The sequence below is a fragment of the Lichenibacterium ramalinae genome (genome assembly GCF_004137085.1).
In the GTDB taxonomy this organism is placed as follows: domain Bacteria; phylum Pseudomonadota; class Alphaproteobacteria; order Rhizobiales; family Beijerinckiaceae; genus Lichenihabitans; species Lichenihabitans ramalinae.
Map to the genome: position 1 here is coordinate 12,692 of NZ_QYBC01000035.1, position 20,335 is coordinate 33,026.

Sequence of the window (20,335 nt, forward strand, 5' to 3'; positions counted from 1 at the left end):
AGTCACGGCCGCAGCGGCCCGGGTGTCTCGAAACTGCGGTTGCATCCTGGTGGCTGAACCCGTCCTCGCCATGCGCGGCATCTTTAAATCCTACGGACCGGCGCGCGTACTGCAGGACGTGGACTTCCTGCTCGGCCCCGGCGAGGTCCGCTGTCTCGCGGGAGAGAACGGCTCCGGCAAATCGACGCTCATCAAGATCCTGTCGGGCGTCGTCGCTGCCGATTCCGGCACGGTCAGCCTCTTCGGCCGGCCCGTGGCCGGCACGGACCCGGCGGGCGTGATCGCGGCCGGCCTGTCCGTCATCTACCAGGACTTCTCGCTCTTCCCCAATCTCACTGTGGGTGAGAACATCACGTTTCTCCGCGCGGCGGCGCATCGCGACCGCCTCGTGCACCGCCTGCGGCGACGCCGGCTCGCCGCCGAGACGCTCGATCGCATCGGGGTGAAGCTCGACCTCGACGAGCCGGTCGAGACGCTGCCGGTCGCGGCGAAGCAGCTCGTGGCCATCGCGCGGGCTCTCGCCAACGATGCCCGGATCGTCGTGATGGACGAGCCCACCACAGCCCTGACCAGGAACGAGGTCGACAATCTCCTGCGCCTCGTGGCGGCGCTGAAGCAGGAGGGCGTGTCTTTCGTCTTCGTCAGCCACAAGATCGAGGAAGTCTTCACGGTCTGCGACACCGTCACGGTGATCCGGGACGGAAAGGTCGCCGCCTCCGGCGCCGCGTCGGATTTCACGCCCGCCGCCCTGGTGACGGCCATGACGGGGCGCGACATCGCGAGCCAGCGCCTGCCGCGCGACGCGACCGCGCCGGGACGGCCCTTCCTGTCCGCCCGTGGGCTGACCCGCATCGGTGAATACCGCGACGTCGATCTGGACCTCCACGCCGGCGAGATCGTGTCGATCGTCGGCCTGCTCGGGTCGGGGCGCACCGAGCTCGCCCTGTCGTTGTTCGGCGACACGCGGCCCGACGGCGGCACGTTGGTCTTGGACGGCCGGCCATTGAGCTTCGGCTCCGTGCGCGACGCCATGGCTGTCGGCATCGCCTATGTGCCGGAGGACCGCCTGTCCGAAGGGCTGTTCCTCGACCAGTCGATCAACGACAACATCACCGTGTCGAGCCTCGGCCGCGACTCGCGTCTGGGCTGGCTCAATGTCGCGGCCGGCGCGCGGCGGGCCAAGGCGGCTGTCGAGCGGCTGCGCATCCGGCTCCAGACCGTCGCGGCGCCCGTGGTGCAGCTCTCGGGCGGCAACCAGCAGCGCGTCGTCCTGGCGCGTTGGATGGAACGCGAGCCCAGGCTCATCATCCTGAACAGCCCGACCGTGGGGGTCGACGTCGGATCGAAGCGCGACATCCACGAGTTGCTCGTCGCCTTGCGCGCCAAGGGCACGGCGGTGCTGGTGGTGACGGACGACATCGGCGAGGCGCTGGCGATCAGCGACAGGATCCTGGTGATGGCGGGCGGTCGCATTACGGCGTCCCTCGCGGGCGATTGCGCCACGGAACACGAGATCGCGGCTCGGGTCGCCAAGGATGCTGCCTGATGCGTCGGTTGCTGTCACGACTCGCCACCTCGCCCCAAGGCATCATGCTGGCGACGGGAATCGTCCTGGCGGTCCTGTTCTCGGTCGCCAACCCCGTCTTTCTCAGTGCCCCCAATATCGTCGATCTCCTGCGCAACGCGATCGTGACGGGCATCTTCGCAATCGGAGTGCTGATCGTGCTGGCGTCCGGCGGCATCGACGTGTCGTTCACCGCCATCGGGGCCTTCGCGCTCTACGCCACGACAAAACTGCTGATCGTGTCCGGCATCCACCCTCCCATGTTGGCGATCTTCGCGATCGGCATCGCCATCGGGGTGGCGCTTGGCTTCGTGAACGGCCTTCTCATCGGCCTACTCGGATTGCCGACCCTGATCGTCACGCTGGCGACCCTCAGCCTGTTCCGGGGAGCGCTGCTCACCTTCGTGGGCACGCTCTACTACGGCACCATCCCGGCCGAGATGGTGGCCTATTCGCGCCAGCCGCTCCTGGCGTTCCACCTCGCGAGCGGCCGCGTCGTGCAATTGCCGCTGGCCTTCGGCAACTTCGTCCTGGTGGCAGGCTTCGCGGCCCTGATCCTCGGCAGCACAATGTTCGGCCGCAAGATCTACGCGCTCGGCGGCTCGGAGGAGGCGGCCGCGCGCATCGGCATCGACGTGCGGCGCGTCAAGCTCGCTATCTTCATGCTCGTGGGTGGGATCGCGGGCCTCGCGGGCGTCACCCACGTGACGCTGATGCGCATCGCCAACCCCTTCGACCTGGTGGGCAGCGAGCTCAACGTCATCGCGGCCGTGGTCCTGGGCGGGGCGCGTATCACCGGCGGCCATGGCACGGTGTCGGGCACGATCATCGGCGTCCTTGTCATCACGATGATCAACTCGTCGCTGCTCCTCATCGGCGTGCCGACCTACTGGCAGCGTCTCGTGGTCGGAGGCCTGATCCTGTTCGGGACCGGACTGCCGATCGCGATCGAGCGCTTCAACCTGCACCGCGCGCGGCTGCGCGCCGCCGCGGGGCCCACCGTTACCGTGCAGGCGCCGGTCTGAGGGGGTGAGCTCCCGCCTCGACCCTCAAAGGAGACGACGATGACCTGGCTTAAGGACATGTTCGGAGTCGAGAAGCCGATCATTGCCATGTGTCACCTCCAGGCGCTGCCGGGCGACCCGCATTACGACCGGGCCGGCGGCATGGCGAAGGTTGTCGACCTCGCCCTGCACGATCTGCGGCACCTGCAGGGCGGCGGCGTGGACGCCGTGATGTTCTCCAACGAGTTCAGCCTGCCGTACCTGACCAGGGTCCGGCCCGAGACGACGGCCGCCATGGCGCGGGTCATCGGCGAGCTCCACCGCGACATCCGGGTTCCCTTCGGCGTCAACGTGTTGTGGGACCCGATCGCCTGCATCGACCTCGCGGCCGCCACCGGCGCGCTGTTCATGCGGGAGATCATCTCGGGCGTCTACGCGAGCGATTTCGGCCTGTGGAACACCAATGTGGGCGACACGGCCCGGCACCGGGCCGCCTTGGCGCCCGCTCTACGCATGCTCTACAATATCGTGCCCGAGGCGGCCGTCTACCTCGGGAACCGCAGCCCGGTCGATATCGCCCGCACCACGGTGTTCAACAACGGGCCGGACGCGCTTTGCGTATCCGGGCTTACGGCCGGGGCCGAGACCGACACGCAGGTGCTGGCGCAGGTCAAGGCGGCGGTACCCGACACGGCCGTGCTCTGTAATACCGGCTGCCGGATCGACAACATCGAGCGGCAGCTCGCGGTGGCCGACGGTGCCGTGGTCGGCACGACCTTCAAGATCGACGGTCGCTTCGCAAATCTCGTCGATCCCGAGCGGGTGAGGGCTTTCATGCAGCGGGTCCGTTCGGTGCGATGATGGAGCGACGGGGAACGCCCATGGACGAGAACCCAGACGACTTCCGGGCCGACATGGACCGCATCGCGGCCTGGACGGAGCGGCTGTGCGGCATCCCCGGCCTGTCCGGCGCGGAAGATCCGGTGAGCGCTGCCATCGCGGACGCGCTCGGGCCGCTCGCCTCCGATCAGCATGTCGACGCGCTCGGCAATCTCACCGTCACGGTGCCGGGTACCGATCCCGGCGCGCCGAAGATCATGATCTTCGCCCACACGGACCAACTCGGCCTCGTCGTGCGCCGCATCGAGCACGACGGCTTCCTGCGCGTTGAACGCCTCGGCGGCGTGCCCGAGAGGGTGCTGCCAGGGCTCGAGATCGTGGTGACCAACGCCCGCGGCGAGCACGTGCCGGGCGTCGTCTGCGTCAAGGCCCACCACGCGACACCTCCCGAGGAGAAGGGCGTCGTCCTCACGGCCGATAGGTTGCGCCTCGACATCGGCGCCGAGAGCGCCGTGGCCGTGCGGGCCCTCGGCATCGAGATCGGGTCGCCCGTGACCTACCGCCCGCGCTTCCAGCGCATCGGCCCGAACCGGATCTGCGGAACGGCGCTCGACGACCGGGCGGGATGCGCCGTGCTGATGGACCTCGTGCGGGCCGTGTCGGAGCGGCCGGTACCCGCCACGCTCCAGGCGGTGTTCACCGTGCAGGAGGAGTTTAACCTGCGCGGCGCCATGGTGGCGGCCCACCGCCTCCGGCCGGATGCCGCGGTGTCGATCGACATCATGGTGGCATCCGACACGCCCGACCTCGCCGAGCGGGGCGAACTGCGGCTCGGCGGCGGGCCGGCCCTCGGTCTGTATAGCTTCCACGGACGTGGCACGCTCAATGGCACGCTCGCGCATCCCGCGTGGGTGCGGCACCTCGAGCGTGTGGGCGCATCGGCCGGCCTCGCCCTGCAACGGAGCGCTCACACGGGCGCGCTCACCGACTCGTCCTACGTCCAGCTCGTCGGCGACGGAATTCCCTCCGTCGATGTCGGCTACGCGACCCGCTACACGCACACCCCGATCGAGATGTGCGACCTGCGGGACCTCGTGGGGCTCACGGCCTGGCTGCATGCGGCGCTCGCCGCCATGCCGGCCGGCTTCTCGTTCGCGCGCCGGGCCTGAACCCATGCGCTACCTGCTCGGCGTCGACATCGGGAGCTTCTCCAGCAAAGGCGTTCTTCTGGACGAGACCGGCGCGATCGTGGCGACGGCGCAGCGGCGGCACGAGATGCGCGTGCCCGGGCCGGGTCTCGCCGAGCACGACGCCGAGGCGGACTGGTGGTCGGGCTTTCGCGCGCTCAGCCGGACGCTTCTGGCGGACAGCGGCGTCGTTCCCGGGCGGATCGCCGCGATCGGTTGCAGCGGCATCGGTTCCTGCATGCTGCCGGTCGACGACGCGGGGCGTCCGCTCCGCCCGGCCGTTCTCTACGGTGTCGACACGCGCGCCCGGCAGGAGATCCTCGACCTCGACGCCGAACTCGGCGAAGCCGCCATTTTCGCGCGCTGCGGCAACGCGCTCACCACGCAGTCGGTCGGCCCGAAGATCCGGTGGCTGGAGCGCCACGAGCCGGAGGTGTACGCGCGGACGGCCCGGATCGCGACCTGTTCGACCTACCTGAACCACCGCCTGACCGGGCGCTGGGTCGTGGACCACTACACGGCCGCCTGTTTCACGCCCTGCTACGACCTGCGCGGGCGACGCTGGGATCCGGAGATGACGCGGGCGATCTGTCCGCCCGCCTGGCTGCCGGAGCTCGCCTGGAGCAGCGATGTCATCGGCACGGTCACGGCGGCCGCGGCGGCCGAAACGGGCCTCGCAGCCGGCACGCCCGTGGTGGCCGGCACTGTGGACGCCGCCAGCGAGGCTTTGAGCGTCGGCGTGTCCCGGCCGGGCGACCTGATGATCATGTACGGCACGACTGTGTTCTTCATCCAGATCGTGCCCTCGGTGCAGGTCGACCCTCGTTACTGGGCGGGTCCGTCCCTCTTTCCCGATACTTGGAGCGTCATGGGCGGTCTCGCGACCAGCGGCGCCCTCACGCATTGGTGGCGGTCCAAGATCTTCGACCTGCCCGATAGCGAGGACGTCTTCGCCGACCTCGCCACCGCGGCGGGGCAAAGCCCGCCCGGCGCCAGGGGCCTTATCGTGCTGCCGTTCTTCAGTGGGGAGCGCACCCCCGTCAACGACCCGACGGCGCGCGGCATGGTGTTCGGGCTGACCCTCGCCCATACGCGGGCCGACCTATACCGCGCCACGATCGAGGGCATTGGCCACGCGGTGCGGCACAACCTCGATACTTTCGCCGAAGCGCGCCGGCTCGAGGCCGTCTACGCGGTCGGCGGGGGAGCGCAGAACCCCCTCTGGATGCAGGCCGTGTCGGACATCACCGGCGTATCGCAACGCGTGCGCCGCCACACGACGGGCGCCGCCCTGGGCTCGGCCATGTTGGCCGGCATCGGGCTTGGGCTGATAGCCCGCACCGATATCGACCGCATGAACCCGGTGGTCCGCACCATCGAGCCCGAGGGCGCGAACCAGGCCCTGTACGACCGCGACCACGACATCTACCTCGACCTTTACGCGCGGACCAAGCCGCACATGCGATCGCTCTGGGACGCGTCGCCGGCAAAGCGTTGACATGCTTCCCGAGGTTACTCTTTTCCTGTGAGCGGGTTCGCATCGGGAAGCCGACAGGTGTCAGCAACCGCATGGCGCTGCGAGGCCGGCGACCCGGCGCCATTCTGCTCGTTGCAACCCGCATGCAAGGCAAGGAGAAGGTGCTCTCCACCACCGGGCCGGAGCTCAGGCCAGTCAACGCTGCAATCAGATCCGCGAAGCTCACTTGGTGCGGCCGGTGGCCGCCATGGGGCTCGATCGACTGGCCCTGTCCAAAATCGCCGCGCGAATGCGTATCCTGTCCGAAAATTACGGCTTGATGGCCGGATGCGGCCGTTGTCCCGCTCGGTGCGGCGGCGGAGAGCTTCGGCCGTGGCCCAGCCGAAGCGAAGGCGGCGCCTACTCGGTCGCAACGATAATGGGTTGTCCATCAAGAACTCGGGGCTTCAAGCGGCGGATCCGGCGCCGACTACAGGGCCGGTAGCAGCGTATTTGAAGGCGCCGAGCCGGGTGGTCCGATTAAGAACGCTTCGGGCGTCGGGAGCCTCAGCACCCTTTTCAAATCGTCACGTCGCGCTGGATGCGCTTCTGACTTCCGCGAAATATCCGATCGGATTCCGTCATAATTTTGGAGGGCGCTACCTTGCTCGCGCCGCAGGGCACCCCGACGGTCGACGGCGTACGCGACGCGTTGGGCGGCGTGTGAACGGCCCCCCATTGGGGAGGCGCCCTGAAGTATGGCTTTCATCTCCCGCTCACGCGGGGATCGATTGCGCCAGGAGCGGACGCTGGCACATCGCCAGTTTCCGGACCTTCGACAAAGAGATCCGGACGGCCGCTATCGACCCAAACAGGCCGTACAGGCGCGGCTTCGAGACTTCCGAAAGCAGACTTACATTCGATTGCTGGTCCGGCAGCATTGCGCTATTATCGCCATAAATTGGGGTGAAGGACTGTCCAATGAATCCGCGTCGAGCGACGCTCCAAGGTGATACACGATGGCTCGGACTCGCGGGCAGCCACGGCGTGCCGACCAACGCGCTTAACAAAAGGCGCGATCGGTAGGATGTTCGGTTTTTGAGTTGCGTGGGTTCGACGGGGCCGATTCCACGTCGGGCATGTGCGAGGGCCGTCAACCGGAGAGGCACAATCCGAGGAGCGGAATGTCCAGCGATACGCGGTCGACTTGGCTCAGGAAATGGAGCAGCGGCTCGCCCGAGACATCGAACGGCGCTTCATCCACTGCGTCGTTAGTGCCGGCTGCCAGGAATGGCTGCGTGCGGCACGACCGCATGAACGGTCTGTCTGCGCCGATTGCGTGGCGCACCGCGGCGAGATCGGCCATCGTCGGTGCGGAATCGGTTGGCGGGAGGCGGCGGTAGCGGTCGTCGGACGCGGACACGAGGTGCAGCGCGGGCCCAAGCGCCTCGTCCTTAGTCGGGAGACGACCCCTCCGGCGATGGGCACGCCGTGACCCTCTACGCTCTCCTGGCACGTCGCGGGTCGGGGCAACATGAGCGCCGAGTTGGGAAGGGTCGGTCGCGCCGTCATCCGAATCGACGAAGAGCCCGGCGAAACCGGAAAAGGCGCGCGCCATCTGAAGTCCGACATGCGCACCGACCGAACGGCCCAACACGCCCGCACGCTCGATGCCGAGGTGTTCGAGCACCTCAATCACCGCGTCTGAGTATCCTTCGATCGTATAGGTGTGATCCGGGTCGCTCGCTGCGCCCGACCCGCCGTGTCCGGGCAGGTCGATCGCGATCAACGTCCGTTCCTCGCCGATTGAGGACGCCGTCAGGTGTCGGAACTCGGCCTTGCAACGGGCGCGACCGTGCAGGAGTACCAGGGGCGTGCCGACCCCCGCGGTCGCTGAGAACGCCATGCGGCCGTGGCTGGTCCGGATCGATCCGACGGTTACGTCACCGCCGTCGCCGGGTGCATCGGCTCCGCCTCGCCAGTCGGCCCCCGTTCCCCGTGGGCTCCCGTCCGAGAGGCGCGAAGCTGGCCACGCCATGTTCCCTACTCCACGCTGCCCGCTTACCGGCGCGTGGCATCATGCTATCATTGGAGGGTTAACCGTTCCCGAGAGGTCGTGGGTTTCCCACGGCTGCCGCGGCAGATCGCCGCGATGCGCCTTCAGGCGACCATTCCCGCGTCGATCTGGTTCCGAGAAATCATACCCTGGAAGAAGGCCCGGCGTTCCTCGTGGCTCGAAGCGATGAAACCATGACGCCGCTCGAGGCGCGCCCGCTCCTCCTTGTAGTTCAGGGCCATGAGGCTGATCGGCTTCGCGAGCATCGGGTAGGGCCGCGCTGGGCAGACCTCCCGATGTCCGCTCAGGCGGCGGTAGAAGGCTTGGTGCTCCGTCCGCACCGCCGCAAGCACGACGTCGGCCTGGAACCAAGCCCCCGCCATGTAGACCAGTCTCACGGTCACGTATGGGAGCTTGGGATGGGATCGCGAAGCGTCGAAGTCCACGACGAACCGCGTGTTGTCGATCAGCACGCGTCCTTCGTCGAGGAGAGGCCGGAGATACTCCGGGAAAACGTGGAGGCTGGGGTGATCGGGTGTCTCCCGACTGACGTGGTGAATCCTGATTGAACTGGCGAGGCGACCGTCGAGGAAGAGGCCGAAGGTCCGGGTGTTCGGCTCGTCGTCGAACCGATCGGAGAAGCGCTTGGGCGCGTCCTGGGGCAAGGCACCCTCGCGCCGGTAGGAATCGTAGCGGAGGCGACAGACGTCTTCGAACTCCTGGCCCTCGACAGGGCGACACTGCGTCCTGCGCACCAGGTCCGTGATCGCCATGTCGAATTGCGAAAGGGGAGGTGAAGCGGCGATCATGTCGCGGACCGATCGATCTGTTAAGGCTGCCTTAAGCTTAACAGATTGTCAGAGGCACGTCGAACGCCCAACGACGAGGGTGGGCCCGCCGACGAGGTGCATATGGTTTGTCGGTCGAGCGGCTCAGGCCACCTTGGCAGGCGTGATGGGACTTAGCACCGCCTGGATCAGATCTGCCGTCATGGGGCGGCTGAACAGGAAGCCCTGTACCTGCTCAATGCAGCCAAGGGTGGCGATGAGTTTCAGCTGCTCCGGCGTCTCCACGCCTTCGACGACAACAGTCATCCCGAGAGCGTCGCTCAGCCGCGCGATGCCTTCCAAAAGGAGCATGGCCCGGTTCCCAACTTCTGCCCCGTCGAGAAAGGATCGATCGATCTTCACCTTGCTGAAGGGCAGGGCTCTCAGATAGCTCAGGCTCGAGTAGCCAGTCCCGAAGTCGTCGAGCGACACGCCCACCCCCGCGTCTCGCAGCAGGCGCAACAGGCTGCCGGTCGCCTGGACGTCGTCGACGAGAGCCGACTCGGTGACCTCAACCTCCAGCCGAGCGGCCGCGAGGCCCGACGTGCGCAGGGCCTGGGTGACCTGGGCGAGGACGTCACCATGTCGAAACTGCACGGCGGATACGTTGACAGCAACCCCGATGTGCGACGGCCACGAGGCGCATTCCCTGCAGGCGGTCGAGAGGACCCACGCCCCGAGTTCATGGATGAGTCCGATCTCCTCCGCGATGGGGATGAAGTCCGAGGGAGGGACCAATCCTCGCCGAGGATGGCGCCAGCGCACCAGCGCCTCGCACACGACGAACGCGTCCTCCCTCAGGCTACGGATTGGCTGATAGTGCACCTCGAACTCGCCGCGGCCCAGGGCCGGTCGAAGGTCGTCCTCCAACTCGCGGCGAGCATGGGCCTCGGCCTGCATCGCGGGTTGGAAGAACTGGACCGAGCCGCGCCCCCCAACCTTCGCGCTGTAAAGCGCGAGGTCAGCGTCGGTAAGAAGCGTGTCGACGTCCGCCCGTCCCTGGACAGGTGCGATCCCCACGCTAGCGCCGATGACCACCTCGTGACCATCGAGCTCGAAGGGCGCCGAAAGGCGGGTGATCACGGCGGACGCCATCGACGCGGGGCCGTCAGCGTCGTCAGCAAACGCGCCGAACACGACGAACTCGTCCCCACCCAGGCGAGCGAGGACGCTCGTCTCTCCAACAACGGCTTCGAGGCGGCGCGCCACCTCAACGATCAGCCGATCGCCCACGGCATGCCCCAAGCTGTCGTTGACCGACTTGAAGTGGTCTAGATCCACGAAAAGCAAGGCCGAGTGTGCGGGTGGCTGGACCGCGAGCGTCTCGCCGACGCGGTCCATGAACGAACGTCGGTTGCAAAGGCCAGTCAAGACGTCGTGTTGCGCCAAGTAGGCGACCTCCTCAAGGGCCCGGACGCGATCGGTGATGTCCTCCGCAATCAGGACGCCGCCACCCGCCCCGATCGTCTGCCGTCTGAACGCGATCGTTCTTCCGTCAGACATGGGGAGCACCAGTTCGGTCGACCGGTCGGCGCTAGAGTTGAAGTCGGCCCTGAGCGACTCAGGGGTCAGCCTCCGGTCAGCCGCGCCACTCGTGCACATCGCCCACAACTGGTTGAGTGACGTGCGAGTGGCCAAGTCCTGCGAAGACAGCCCCATCAACTCCGCTAGGCGCTGGTTCGTGACGGTGATCGTCCCGTCATCCGCGAACATCGCCAGACCGTGAGGCATGTTGTTGAGAGCAGTATCGAACCGGTCGGCAAGTCGGCTCAGTTCGTGCGCACGGACCACCGCAGAAAGGAAGATCCCCCGCAGCCGGCTCGAGATCGTCTTCAACGCCACCAGGAACGGGAGGAAGACGAGGAACCAGATCCAAAGGTACTGGTAATCGGCCAGGAGCACGGCCAGCAACAACGGTACCGCGGCGGCCGCGATCTGAGTGTTGACGAGCAGGGTGCTGGCGAAGCTCCGGCCGGGGATCCCCACGAGGTAGGCCATGACCCCGGCCACGCTCGCTAGGCGGGCGAACGGATCGCCCTCGGCGAACGCCGCAAGGCAGAAGCAGCCAAGGAGGCCGACGTGGGCCGTGCCGCCGACGACGTACCAGCGCTCCCAACGTCTAAGGCCAGGCTCGTCGAGCCCATCCTTGAGTGATGCGAACCTGACCATCGACCTCAGGCGAACGAAGCCGACCAGGCAAAGCGTCAGTGATATGGCGAGGATGCTCATTCGCCCAGTTTCGACCGCTGTCACCGCCGTCATGCACGTGGCTGCGGCGGCGCCGATGAGCAGCGAGGTCTTGTCGCTGAACAGAGCCTCGACGTTCGAGGCGTACGCTGCCGGTGGAAGCTGCGGATCAGACCGGTCGATTTGGCCATCGTTCGAGGACATGGTCAGCTACGCGACCTCCTTATGTGCCGACGAGACCAGGGATAGGCGCGATTTATCAACGATCCATGAGTCTTGAACCTATGTGACCTCCCCTGACGGCAGAGATGGGTCACCGATCCGGGGAGAGCGCCTCTTTCGCGAGATCGAGCCTTTCAATGGTGATGCGGTGGTTGGCTAAGCGTGCTCGCCCGTCGGTCAGCACAAGAGGTCACAGGTTCAAACCACGAGCGGAGCGCGGCTGGGATCTTATGCTCCATCGCAAAGCCAGATATGATCGATGAGGCGCTTGGGCCACAGCATTTCGAGCCCGTTCGCGACTTTTGAGCGGGACCACATCACTCGAAGGTCCGCTTTCATTCCTGATCAGCCCTAAGCAAATGGACCGCTTTCCACCCACGTCTGCAGTACGGCCGGAGTCGACCCATGTCGGGCGAAGCGGAGCCAAATGCCGTCGCTCCGAAGCGGACGTTCAGGTCAGGTAATCGTAAATGGGGTCGTGTTGCCGGTCGATCGGGTACAAGTGGGGGAAAGCCGCTGCGGCACGGCGTCGAGCAGCGCCCGCGTGTAGGGGTCGCGCGGCGTCTCGAACACCTCGCGGCGGCTGCCGCTCTCCACGATACGACCGGAGCGCATCACCGCCACTCGGTGGCTCATTCGCTCCACGACCGCCATGTCGTGGCTGATGAAGAGGAAGGCCAGGCCTAGTTCCTCCTGCAGCTCCAACAGGAGATCGAGCACCCGCGCCCGAACTGTGGCGTCCAACGCCGACACGCTCTCGTCGGCGACGATCAATGTCGGCTCGAGCGCCAGCGCACGAGCGATGCACAGGCGCTGGCGCTGTCCGCCCGAGAACTCGTGCGGGAAGCGCGACGCGTGTTCGGGCGGCAGGTGGACGCGGCGCAGCAGTTCCGCCACCCGGTCGCGCCGTTCGGCGCGGCACCCGATGCCGTGAATGGCGAGAGGTTCGGCGATGGCATCCCCCGCCGTCATGCGGGGATCCAAGGACGCGTAGGGATCCTGGAAAATCATCTGGGCGCGTCGCCGGACCGGCTTCATGTCGCGGGCCGACAGGCCGGCGATGGCGGTACCGTCGACCGCAACGTGGCCGGTGAACGGGACGAGGCCGAGTACGGCCTTGCCCGTGGTCGACTTGCCGGATCCACTCTCGCCCACCAGCCCCAGCGTTTGGCCTGGCGCGAGATCGAAGCACACGCCAGCGACGGCCGGTGCGAGCGCTCCCCGGCGAAACCAGCCGCCCGCACCGTAGGTGACCGACAGGTCGTGCACCACCAGGGCCGGCACCGGTTCGGCCGCCGGCGCCGACGGCTTCGCCGTCGCCGGACCGAGGCGGGGCGGGCCGTCGGTCCCGCGGAGGGCGCCGAGGCGCGGCACCGCGGCCAGCAACTCGCGTGTGGTGGCCTCGCGCGGGCGCTCGAAGACGTCGAGGACCGGCCCCTGCTCGACGATGCGCCCCGCCCGCATCACCGCCACGCGGTCCGCCATCTCGGCCACCACGCCCATGTCGTGGGTGATGAGCAGAATGGAGGTGGCGAAGTCGCGCCTGAGGTCGCGCATGAGCCGCAGGATCTCGGCCTGAACGGTGACGTCGAGGGCCGTCGTCGGCTCGTCGGCGATCAGCACCTTGGGGCGGCGCGCCAGCGCCATGGCGATCATCACTCGCTGGCGCATGCCGCCCGACAGCTCGTGCGGGTACTGGCCGAGGCGCCGGGCGGGGTCGGAGATCTGGACGGCGTCGAGCGCGTCGCGGGCGCGTCCCCGCGCGTCCCCGCTTTCCCGTCCGTAGGCCCGGATCGATTCCATCAGCTGCGCCCCCACCGTCATGACGGGGTTAAGCGAGGTCATCGGCTCCTGGAACACCATGGCGATGTCGCGCCCGCGCAGCGGCCGGAAGGCACGCTCCGACAGGCCCGCGAGTTCGCACCCGTCGAGCCGGATGCTGCCACCCGCCACTCGGAGCGAGGCCGCGGGGAGCAGTCGCATCAGGGCCAGGGCGGTCAGCGACTTTCCGGAGCCGGACTCCCCCGCCAGGCACAGCGTCTCCTCGCGCCCGAGCGTGAAGTCGATGCCGTCGAGCACGCGTTTCAGCCCTGCCGGCGTGCGCGCGTCGATGGTCAGGCCCTGGACGGCGAGCAGCGGAGGCGTGGCCCCCGTCACGACAGCACGATGCGCGGGAACATGAACGACACGACCCAGTTCGGCTGATCGACGATCTCGCTGATGCGGAGGTCCCCGCAGACGGAGCACAGCATATAGGCGTCGACCGGCGCCATGCCGTGTTCGGCTGCGAGGAGATCGATCATGCGCGACACGCTTTCGCGCGCGGCCGTCATCAGGTCGGGGCCGATGCCGGTGGTCGCCTCGTAGCCGGCGCCGTCGAGGTGCCGCGTCACCGGCCCGTCGGTGGTGAAGCGTGGGCTTTTGAGGTTCGCCCCTTTGACGAGGTCCAGCGTCAGTTCGACGTCCATGCGGCTCTCGATGGCGGTGCCGCAGACCTCGCCATCGCCCTGGGCCGCGTGGGTATCGCCGATCGAGAAGAGCGCGCCCGCCACCTCCACGGGCAGGTACAGCACGGTGCCGGCCGCGAGGTCGCGGATGTCGAGGTTGCCGCCGACGCGGCGGGGCGGCACTACGGAATGGTGTCCGGCCTCCGCCGGAGCCACCCCCACCGTGCCGGCGAAGGGCTTCAGCGGCACCCGGGCCTTGGGCCCGTAGAGGGCCGGCGCCATCGTGGCGGGGTCGTAGGTCCAGTTGTGCAGCGCCGGCTCAGGAAACTGGTCGGTGAGGAGGCCGAAGCCCGGGATGTTGGCTGTCCAGCCCGTGCCGGAGGGCACGAAGCGGCGGAACGATACCTTTAGGGCGTCGCCGGGCTCGGCGCCCTCGACGAACACCGGCCCGGAGACGGGGTTGATGCGGCCGAAGTCGAGCCCGGCGAGATCGGCCGCGGTGGCGCCCGGCCCGAGCTGGCCGCCCGACGCGTCGAGGCACTCGAAGTGGATCGTGGAGCCCGGCTCCGCCCGCAGCGCGGGCGCGAAGTCGCGGCTCCAACCGGAATGGTGGCTCGCGCGGTGGATCGTGTGCTGGCAGGAGACGCACATGGGCGGGTTCCTTTAGGGGGCACGCAGGGGCGGGGTAGGCGTCCCGCCCCGGCGCGGGCTCAGCCCTTGATGAAGATCGACGGGTAGTCGATCACCTCGGTGGGATCGATGTAGATCTCGTCGGGCCCGCCCATGCGCTTCGATTTCGCCACGACGCGGCGCTCGTTGAATACTGGCACCCAGGGTGCGCTCTCCGTCATGATCTTCGTGAACAGACCGCGCCAGACCGCGTATCGTGCGTCCTTCTGCGACGGTTCCGACATGGCGTCGGCCTTGGTGGCCTCGGCCTCGTAGCCCTTGTCGCACAGCCAGGTCCAGTTCCAGCCGCCTTGGGTGGCGCCGCCGCAGCCGAGGATGGGCCCGTAGAAGTCGGACGGGTCGGGGAAGTCCGCGATCCATCCCATGCCGCCCGACCAGATCAGCGGCGCCGAAGCCTTGGTGCCGCCGGCCTCGATGACCTGCGCCTGCGCCTCGGCCTTGATCTCGGCCTTGATGCCGACCGCCGCCAGGTCCTGCTGGATCGCCTGCGCAATGCGCGGGTTCGGGTCGGCGTTCATCGCGTAGAGCGTGGTCGTAAAGCCGTCCGGCACGCCGGCCTCCTTCAACAGCGCCTTCGCCTTGGCGACATCGTAGGGGTAGCCCGCGTAATCCTTGTCGTAACCCGGCATGAGGGGCGGCAGCACCTGCGTGGCGGGCGTGGCGCGGCCGTTGATAATGCGGATGATCCGCTCCTTGTTAATCGCCATGTTGAGGGCCTGACGCACGCGCAGGTCGTCGAAGGGCTTCAGCGTCGTGTTGATGGTGATGTAGCTCGTCTCGAGCTGGCCGCGGTCGACGATGGTGCCCGCCATGGCGGGATCGTTCTTCATCTTGAGGTACTCGGCCGGCGGGATGCCGTCGCCGGCGATGTCGATCTCGCCCTTCTGCAGACGCAGGATGTTGACCAGCGGCTCCTGGCCGATCTCGACCGTGAAGCCATCGAGGTTGGGTCGCGCCTTGAAGTAGTCCGGGTTGCGCGCGAAGGTCAGCTTCTGGCCGATCGTCCAGTCTTTCAGCATGAACGCTCCGGACCCGACCGGATGCTTGCCGAAGTCGCCATTCGCCGCATCGACGGCCTCCTTCGGTACCGCGGACGCGAAGTCGAGAGCCAGCACGTTGAGGAAGGTGGCGTCCGGTTGGACGAGGTGAAAGCGCACCGTGTGGTCGTCCACGGCCTCGATGCCGGGCATCATCTGGGCGGAGCCGTCCGTCATCTTGTCGGCGCCGACGATGGAGTGGAAGAAGCCGGCGCCGGGCCCCTGCGTCTTGGGGTTCACGGCCCGCTCGATCGAGTATTTGACGTCGCCCGCCACGATCTCGCGGCCGTTGGTGAATTTCACCCCGGGATGGAGCCTGAACGTGTAGGTCTTCCCGTCCGGCGACACGTCATAGCCGTCGGCCAGTGAGGGCACGAGCTCGGCCGTGCCGGGGCGGTAGTCCATCAATCGCGAGAACAGCGAATTGATCATCGACCAGTTCTGCCAGTCGTAGCCGACGGCGGGGTCGAGGGTGGCGATGTCGTCCTTGTAGGTGACGACGACCGTGCCACCCTGGTGGGCGGTGCCCCCCTGGCCCGGCTCCTCGGCACGGACCGGCGGGGCGGCGAAGGCCAGGGCGAGGGCCGCCGCGGCCGTGGCTGTTCTGAGGCTGGGGTGCATGGGTCTTGTCTCCATCATCGGGCGCGGATGCGCGGATCGAGCAGGGGAGCGGCGAGGTCGGCGAGCAGGTTGCCCAGCACCACGGCCAGTGCCGAGACCAGGGTCACCCCCATGATGATCGGCACGTCGACCTGCTGGATCGCCTGGAAGGCGAGCTGGCCGATCCCCGGCCAGCCGTAGACGGCCTCCACCACGACGACGCCGCCCATGAACTGGCCGACGTCGATGCCGATCATGGCGACGATCGGCAGGAGCGCGTTCGGCAGGGCGTGGCGCAGCACCACGCGGCCCGCCGAAAGGCCCTTGGCGCGGGCCGTGCGGACGTAGTCGCGGTCGAGCACGTCGACCATGGCGGAGCGCACCATGCGGGCGTACCATCCGGCGCCGAGCAGGCCGAGCGTCAAGGCCGGCAGCACCGCGTGGGCCGGGGTGCCGTAGCCGCTCATCGGCAGCCAGCCGAGCTGCGCGGCGAAGACGTAGAGCAGCAGCAGCGCCACGATGAACTGCGGCGCCGACACGCCGACGAAGCTCAGCGTCATCACGGCCCGGTCGAGCGCCCGATCGCGCCGCACCGCAGCCAGCACGCCCAGCGTCAGCCCGAGCGCCACCTCGACGCCGATGCCACAGACCATGAGCACGAGCGTGGCGGGCAGGCGCGCCGCGATCAGCGTGCCGACCGCCGTGCGCTGGATGTAGGAGCGGCCGAGGTCGCCATGGGCGAGGCCGGCGAGGTAGCGCCAGAACTGTTCGGGCAGCGGCAGGTCGAGCCCGAGCTGGTGGCGCACAGCCGCGATGCTGGCCGCGGTCGCGCTGCGGCCGGCGATCATCGCGGCCGGGTCGGCCGGCAGGCCGTAGAGCAGCAGGAAGGTGACGGCTGCCACCCCGAGCAGGATCAGCGCCGCGCCGGCGAGGCGCTTCAGGAGCGTGAGCGCCATCAACCGCGCCCCCGTTGGAGGGGGTCGAGCAGGTCCCGCAGGGCGTCGCCGACGAGGTTGAATGACAAGGCGGTGAGCAGGATCACGGCGCCGGGGCAGAAAACCAGCCACGGCGCAGACTGGAAGTAGCTCTGCGATTCGAAGATGATGTTGCCCCAGGACGGCATCGGCGGCTGCACGCCGACGCCGAGGAAGCTCAGCGTGGCCTCGAGCAGCACCGTGGTGGCGATGCCGAGCGTACCCCACACGATCGCCGTCGGCAGGAGGTGGGGCAGGATGTGGCGGCCGACGATGCGCGCCGTGCCGGCCCCGAGCGAGCGTTCGGCCAGGATGAAGTCGCGCTCGGCCAGCCCCCGGGTTTCTGTGTAGACGATGCGGGCCACCTGCACCCAGTTCACGAGCGCGATCACCAGCGCGACGATCCAGAGGCTCGGGTGCAGCAGCGCCGCCAGCACGATGGCGAGCAGCAGGGCCGGAAACGCCATCATGAGATCGGTGAAGCGCATCAACGTGGCCCCGACGAAGCCGCCCCAGTAGCCGGCGGCCGTGCCCACCGCCATGCCGATCGCCACCGCGGCGCCGTTGGCGACGAGGCCGATGAGGAGCGACGTGCGGGCGCCGAACAGCAACCTCGACAGGAGGTCGCGCCCGAGCGTGTCGGTGCCGAGCCAGTGCTGGGCGTCGGGCGGCAGCGGCGCGCCATCCGGCGACAGGCCGTCGAAGGGCTGGTCGTCGGGCGGGAACGGCGCGAGCCACGGGGCCGCGAGCGCGCAGACCACGACGGTCGCGATGACGAGCAGCGCCAGTGCGGTGCTGGGGCGGCGCAGCATCGCTTTCAGGGCGGCGATCATCCGGCCTCCGGCGGTGCCCGCCGGTCCGAAAAGCCGCGCGGCACGAAGGCGCCGTGGCCGGCCCCGCTGACCACTTGCCCGTCGTCGACAACCACGCGGCCACCTACCGAGGTGGTGACGGGCCAGCCCGCGACCTCCCATCCCGCGAAGGGCGTGTCGTCGCTGCCGTGGTGCATGAGGTCCCGGGTCACCCGCCGCGGTGGATCCCACGCCGCGATGTCGGCGTCGGCCTCGATCGCGCCCTTGCGGGGGGAGAGGCCGTCGAGACGCGCGGAAGCGAAGCGCATGGGCAGTCTCCTGAGCGGCCGCCGCGTCGCGCCAGCGACGCGAAATCGGCCAGACCAATTCGACCGACGCCAAGGTGCATGGGATCGTGCCGTCGGGCAAGCCGTTGCGGGCGCCGCGACCGCAGAGATGATGGGCAGGCGCGTGGAGAATTTCGGCTGGGTGCCCGATGCGACGGCAGACTTCGGCCGGGCAGGGGGTAGGGCGGTGATTCGGACGCCGCTGGCCGAGTAACGGGCTCGGCACCGAAAAGAGTGACGTCTCAGCTGCCGGCCGGCTGCTCAGCGCACGGAACTGTCGTGGCATCGAGACTTCGTGGAGGGGTCGCGACGAGTGCTGTCGCCATCAGTGTCACGGTCAGATCGATCTGCCTTTCGATGGCGACCGGACGATCCGTCTCGGTCAGCCGCCAGTAGCTCCACGTCGCGTTGACCAGCGTGTAGAGACTGATCCCGAGATCGGCGAGCGCCTCGTCGCTCCAGGTCGATCCGAGCCGCCTCAAGAGTTGGGCGAAGGTCGATGCGAAAAGAAGCGAATGGGATCTCGCGATGCTGAGCAGGTCTTCATAGTAATAGGCTGCGTCGACGATGGTGCGATCGAGGCCGATGCCGAGCTGGTACCGCCACATGCCGCGGAGGAGGTCGCCGACGTCGCTCCGCCATCGCTCGCGCGTGATGCGAAGAGCCTCGACCTCGAGATATCCGCGGACGTCCGCCAGCTTCTCGGCGTACATCTCGGCGATCACGGCCTCCTTGTTGGCGAAGTAGTCGTAGATGGATCCGACTTTGATATCGGCGCGCTCCGCGATGGCGTTGGTGGTCACGGCCCGGACGCCGCGCTCGCGCATCACCGCATGGGCGGCCTCCATGATGCTGGCCCGGATGCGCCGCGACCGGTCCTGGACCGGCTTGCGCCGGGACGTCTTGGCACCAACCACCCCTGCCACCTTTCGGGAGTCCGCCTGACAAATGGGCGACATCCGGCGCGACCCTGCACACCATATGCGCTTGCGCCGCCTCGAAATCCGAATGAACATTCGGATTAGGGGCCGGCAAACCCCGGGCCGATTATGCAGCCCCGTTCGCCCGTCTGCCAAGGCCGTCCGCCGGTGAGTGCCGGTCCGGGTGCCGCCACAGGAAAGATCGGCCCATGCTGAACCGACGCCAGTTTTCCACGGCCCTCGCCACCACGATGGGGAGCGTCGCGTTCGGTGCCATGCCGGTGCGGGCCGCCACGGCCGGGACCGCGCGGATACGTCTGACGATCGACCCAGAGGGGCTCTACAACGTCCAAAGCATCTCGCTCGTCGTCAGCAGCGTACTGGGCAACTTCCTGCTCGAACGCCTCGTCTACCTCGATGATGCCGGCAAGCCGCAACCCTGGCTGGCCCAGTCCTGGCAGGTCGCCGAAGACGGCAAGGCGATCACGTTCAAGCTGAAGAGCGGCAAGGTCTTCCACGACGGCACGCCCTTCGACGCCGCGGCCGTGAAGTTCCTGTTCGACACGATCCTCGACCCCAAGTCGGCGTCCCCCTCGAAGGGCATCGTGGGGCCGCTCGTGAAGGTCGACGCTCCCGATCCCGCGACCGTCGTCTTTTACTTCTCCAAGCCCTACGCGCCGTTCCTCAACCTCCTCGGCCAGTCGTTCTTCGGCTTCAACTCGCCGATCGCCGTGACGGCGGCCGGGGCCGCCTACGCTCGGCATCCGATCGGCACCGGCCCCTTCATGTTCAAGGACTGGACGCCCGGCACCGAAATCAACCTCGTCCGCTTCCCCGGCTTCAAGCAGTTCCGCCCCGATGCCGCCAACCAGGGCCCGGCCCTGCTCGACGCCGTGACCTTGACCGTGATGGCGGAGGAGGGCGTCGTCACCTCGGCGCTGCAGACAGGAGAAATCGACGCCGCCACCCTCACGGTCGACGCGGTGCGACCGCTGCGAGACGACGCCCAGTTCACGATCATCGAGGACAAGAACGCCAAGAACCTCATGTTCCTGGAGTTCGATTACGGCAAGGCCCCTTTCGACGACCGGGCGTTCCGCGACGCGCTCAGTGTCCGTCCGATAAGGGCATGTGGGGTTGAGTGACCGGGGCTGCGATGGTTCCAGGAGGGTGCTGAAACCTGATC

16 protein-coding genes are annotated in these 20,335 nt (G+C 68.0%); 6 read left to right on the forward strand and 10 right to left on the reverse strand.

The features are described 5' to 3' along the window. Positions 1-49: 49 nt before the first annotated feature. The 5 genes from D3272_RS25570 to D3272_RS25590 are packed head-to-tail and all read left to right on the forward strand — an operon-like array spanning position 50 to position 6,093. Complete coding sequence (locus D3272_RS25570) at positions 50-1,546, forward strand: sugar ABC transporter ATP-binding protein (RefSeq protein ID WP_245496793.1); 1,497 nt, start codon at positions 50-52, stop codon at positions 1,544-1,546. Next, positions 1,546-2,589, forward strand: a complete 1,044-nt coding sequence (locus D3272_RS25575) for an ABC transporter permease (RefSeq protein WP_129222063.1) — start codon at positions 1,546-1,548, stop codon at positions 2,587-2,589. Before D3272_RS25570 ends, D3272_RS25575 begins: the two co-directional genes overlap by 1 nt. A gap of 39 nt (positions 2,590-2,628) precedes the next feature. Then, positions 2,629-3,429, forward strand: coding sequence for a BtpA/SgcQ family protein (locus tag D3272_RS25580; RefSeq protein WP_129222064.1), 801 nt, complete (start codon positions 2,629-2,631; stop codon positions 3,427-3,429). A gap of 20 nt (positions 3,430-3,449) precedes the next feature. Next, positions 3,450-4,577 (forward strand): M42 family metallopeptidase, encoded by a 1,128-nt coding sequence (locus D3272_RS25585; RefSeq protein WP_207210314.1) that lies wholly within the window; start codon positions 3,450-3,452, stop codon positions 4,575-4,577. A 4-nt stretch (positions 4,578-4,581) separates the two neighbouring features. Beyond that, positions 4,582-6,093 carry an FGGY-family carbohydrate kinase gene (locus D3272_RS25590; protein ID WP_129222065.1) on the forward strand — a complete coding sequence of 504 codons (1,512 nt, stop codon included), beginning with the start codon at positions 4,582-4,584 and terminating at the stop codon, positions 6,091-6,093. Positions 6,094-7,204: 1,111 nt separating this feature from the next. Here D3272_RS25590 and D3272_RS25595 read toward each other — a convergent pair. The 10 genes from D3272_RS25595 to D3272_RS25640 all read right to left on the reverse strand — a co-directional run bounded on the left by D3272_RS25595 (position 7,205) and on the right by D3272_RS25640 (position 19,188). After that, the gene (locus D3272_RS25595) at positions 7,205-8,089 is read right to left on the reverse strand and encodes an alpha/beta hydrolase (RefSeq protein ID WP_129222066.1); all 885 of its coding nucleotides are present in this window, start codon (positions 8,087-8,089) and stop codon (positions 7,205-7,207) included. Between the two features lie 122 nt (positions 8,090-8,211). Continuing rightward, entirely contained in the window at positions 8,212-8,880 is a 669-nt protein-coding gene (locus D3272_RS25600) for an N-acyl amino acid synthase FeeM domain-containing protein (protein WP_129222067.1), read from the reverse strand. A 159-nt stretch (positions 8,881-9,039) separates the two neighbouring features. Next, the gene (locus D3272_RS25605; RefSeq protein ID WP_129222068.1) at positions 9,040-11,325 is read right to left on the reverse strand and encodes a putative bifunctional diguanylate cyclase/phosphodiesterase; all 2,286 of its coding nucleotides are present in this window, start codon (positions 11,323-11,325) and stop codon (positions 9,040-9,042) included. A 474-nt stretch (positions 11,326-11,799) separates the two neighbouring features. Next, positions 11,800-13,500 (reverse strand): ABC transporter ATP-binding protein, encoded by a 1,701-nt coding sequence (locus D3272_RS25610; RefSeq protein ID WP_129222069.1) that lies wholly within the window; start codon positions 13,498-13,500, stop codon positions 11,800-11,802. After that, entirely contained in the window at positions 13,497-14,441 is a 945-nt protein-coding gene (locus D3272_RS25615) for an acetamidase/formamidase family protein (RefSeq protein WP_129222070.1), read from the reverse strand. Before D3272_RS25615 ends, D3272_RS25610 begins: the two co-directional genes overlap by 4 nt. 59 nt (positions 14,442-14,500) lie before the next feature. Continuing rightward, the gene (locus tag D3272_RS25620; protein ID WP_129222071.1) at positions 14,501-16,138 is read right to left on the reverse strand and encodes an ABC transporter substrate-binding protein; all 1,638 of its coding nucleotides are present in this window, start codon (positions 16,136-16,138) and stop codon (positions 14,501-14,503) included. Between the two features lie 14 nt (positions 16,139-16,152). Next, the gene (locus D3272_RS25625; protein WP_129222072.1) at positions 16,153-17,073 is read right to left on the reverse strand and encodes an ABC transporter permease; all 921 of its coding nucleotides are present in this window, start codon (positions 17,071-17,073) and stop codon (positions 16,153-16,155) included. Continuing rightward, positions 17,073-17,921, reverse strand: a complete 849-nt coding sequence (locus D3272_RS25630) for an ABC transporter permease (protein ID WP_165361533.1) — start codon at positions 17,919-17,921, stop codon at positions 17,073-17,075. Before D3272_RS25630 ends, D3272_RS25625 begins: the two co-directional genes overlap by 1 nt. Continuing rightward, positions 17,921-18,211, reverse strand: a complete 291-nt coding sequence (locus D3272_RS25635; protein WP_129222073.1) for a hypothetical protein — start codon at positions 18,209-18,211, stop codon at positions 17,921-17,923. The genes D3272_RS25630 and D3272_RS25635 overlap by 1 nt, the downstream gene beginning before the upstream one ends. Before the next feature lie 260 nt (positions 18,212-18,471). Then, positions 18,472-19,188 (reverse strand): TetR/AcrR family transcriptional regulator, encoded by a 717-nt coding sequence (locus tag D3272_RS25640; protein ID WP_129222074.1) that lies wholly within the window; start codon positions 19,186-19,188, stop codon positions 18,472-18,474. A 170-nt stretch (positions 19,189-19,358) separates the two neighbouring features. Between D3272_RS25640 and D3272_RS25645 the strand changes: the two genes are divergently transcribed. Further along, positions 19,359-20,294 carry an ABC transporter substrate-binding protein gene (locus tag D3272_RS25645; RefSeq protein ID WP_281011035.1) on the forward strand — a complete coding sequence of 312 codons (936 nt, stop codon included), beginning with the start codon at positions 19,359-19,361 and terminating at the stop codon, positions 20,292-20,294. The last annotated feature ends 41 nt before the right edge of the window (positions 20,295-20,335 follow it).

Coding starts and splice junctions, on each gene's coding strand:
- D3272_RS25575 (WP_129222063.1), top strand. CDS start 1,546: ATGCGTCGGTTGCTGTCACGACTCGCCACCTCGCCCCAAGGCATCATG.
- D3272_RS25580 (WP_129222064.1), top strand. CDS start 2,629: ATGACCTGGCTTAAGGACATGTTCGGAGTCGAGAAGCCGATCATTGCC.
- D3272_RS25585 (WP_207210314.1), top strand. CDS start 3,450: ATGGACGAGAACCCAGACGACTTCCGGGCCGACATGGACCGCATCGCG.
- D3272_RS25590 (WP_129222065.1), top strand. CDS start 4,582: ATGCGCTACCTGCTCGGCGTCGACATCGGGAGCTTCTCCAGCAAAGGC.
- D3272_RS25595 (WP_129222066.1), bottom strand. CDS start 8,089: ATGGCGTGGCCAGCTTCGCGCCTCTCGGACGGGAGCCCACGGGGAACG.
- D3272_RS25600 (WP_129222067.1), bottom strand. CDS start 8,880: ATGGCGATCACGGACCTGGTGCGCAGGACGCAGTGTCGCCCTGTCGAG.
- D3272_RS25605 (WP_129222068.1), bottom strand. CDS start 11,325: ATGTCCTCGAACGATGGCCAAATCGACCGGTCTGATCCGCAGCTTCCA.
- D3272_RS25615 (WP_129222070.1), bottom strand. CDS start 14,441: ATGTGCGTCTCCTGCCAGCACACGATCCACCGCGCGAGCCACCATTCC.
- D3272_RS25620 (WP_129222071.1), bottom strand. CDS start 16,138: ATGCACCCCAGCCTCAGAACAGCCACGGCCGCGGCGGCCCTCGCCCTG.
- D3272_RS25625 (WP_129222072.1), bottom strand. CDS start 17,073: ATGGCGCTCACGCTCCTGAAGCGCCTCGCCGGCGCGGCGCTGATCCTG.
- D3272_RS25635 (WP_129222073.1), bottom strand. CDS start 18,211: ATGCGCTTCGCTTCCGCGCGTCTCGACGGCCTCTCCCCCCGCAAGGGC.
- D3272_RS25640 (WP_129222074.1), bottom strand. CDS start 19,188: ATGTCGCCCATTTGTCAGGCGGACTCCCGAAAGGTGGCAGGGGTGGTT.
- D3272_RS25645 (WP_281011035.1), top strand. CDS start 19,359: ATGCTGAACCGACGCCAGTTTTCCACGGCCCTCGCCACCACGATGGGG.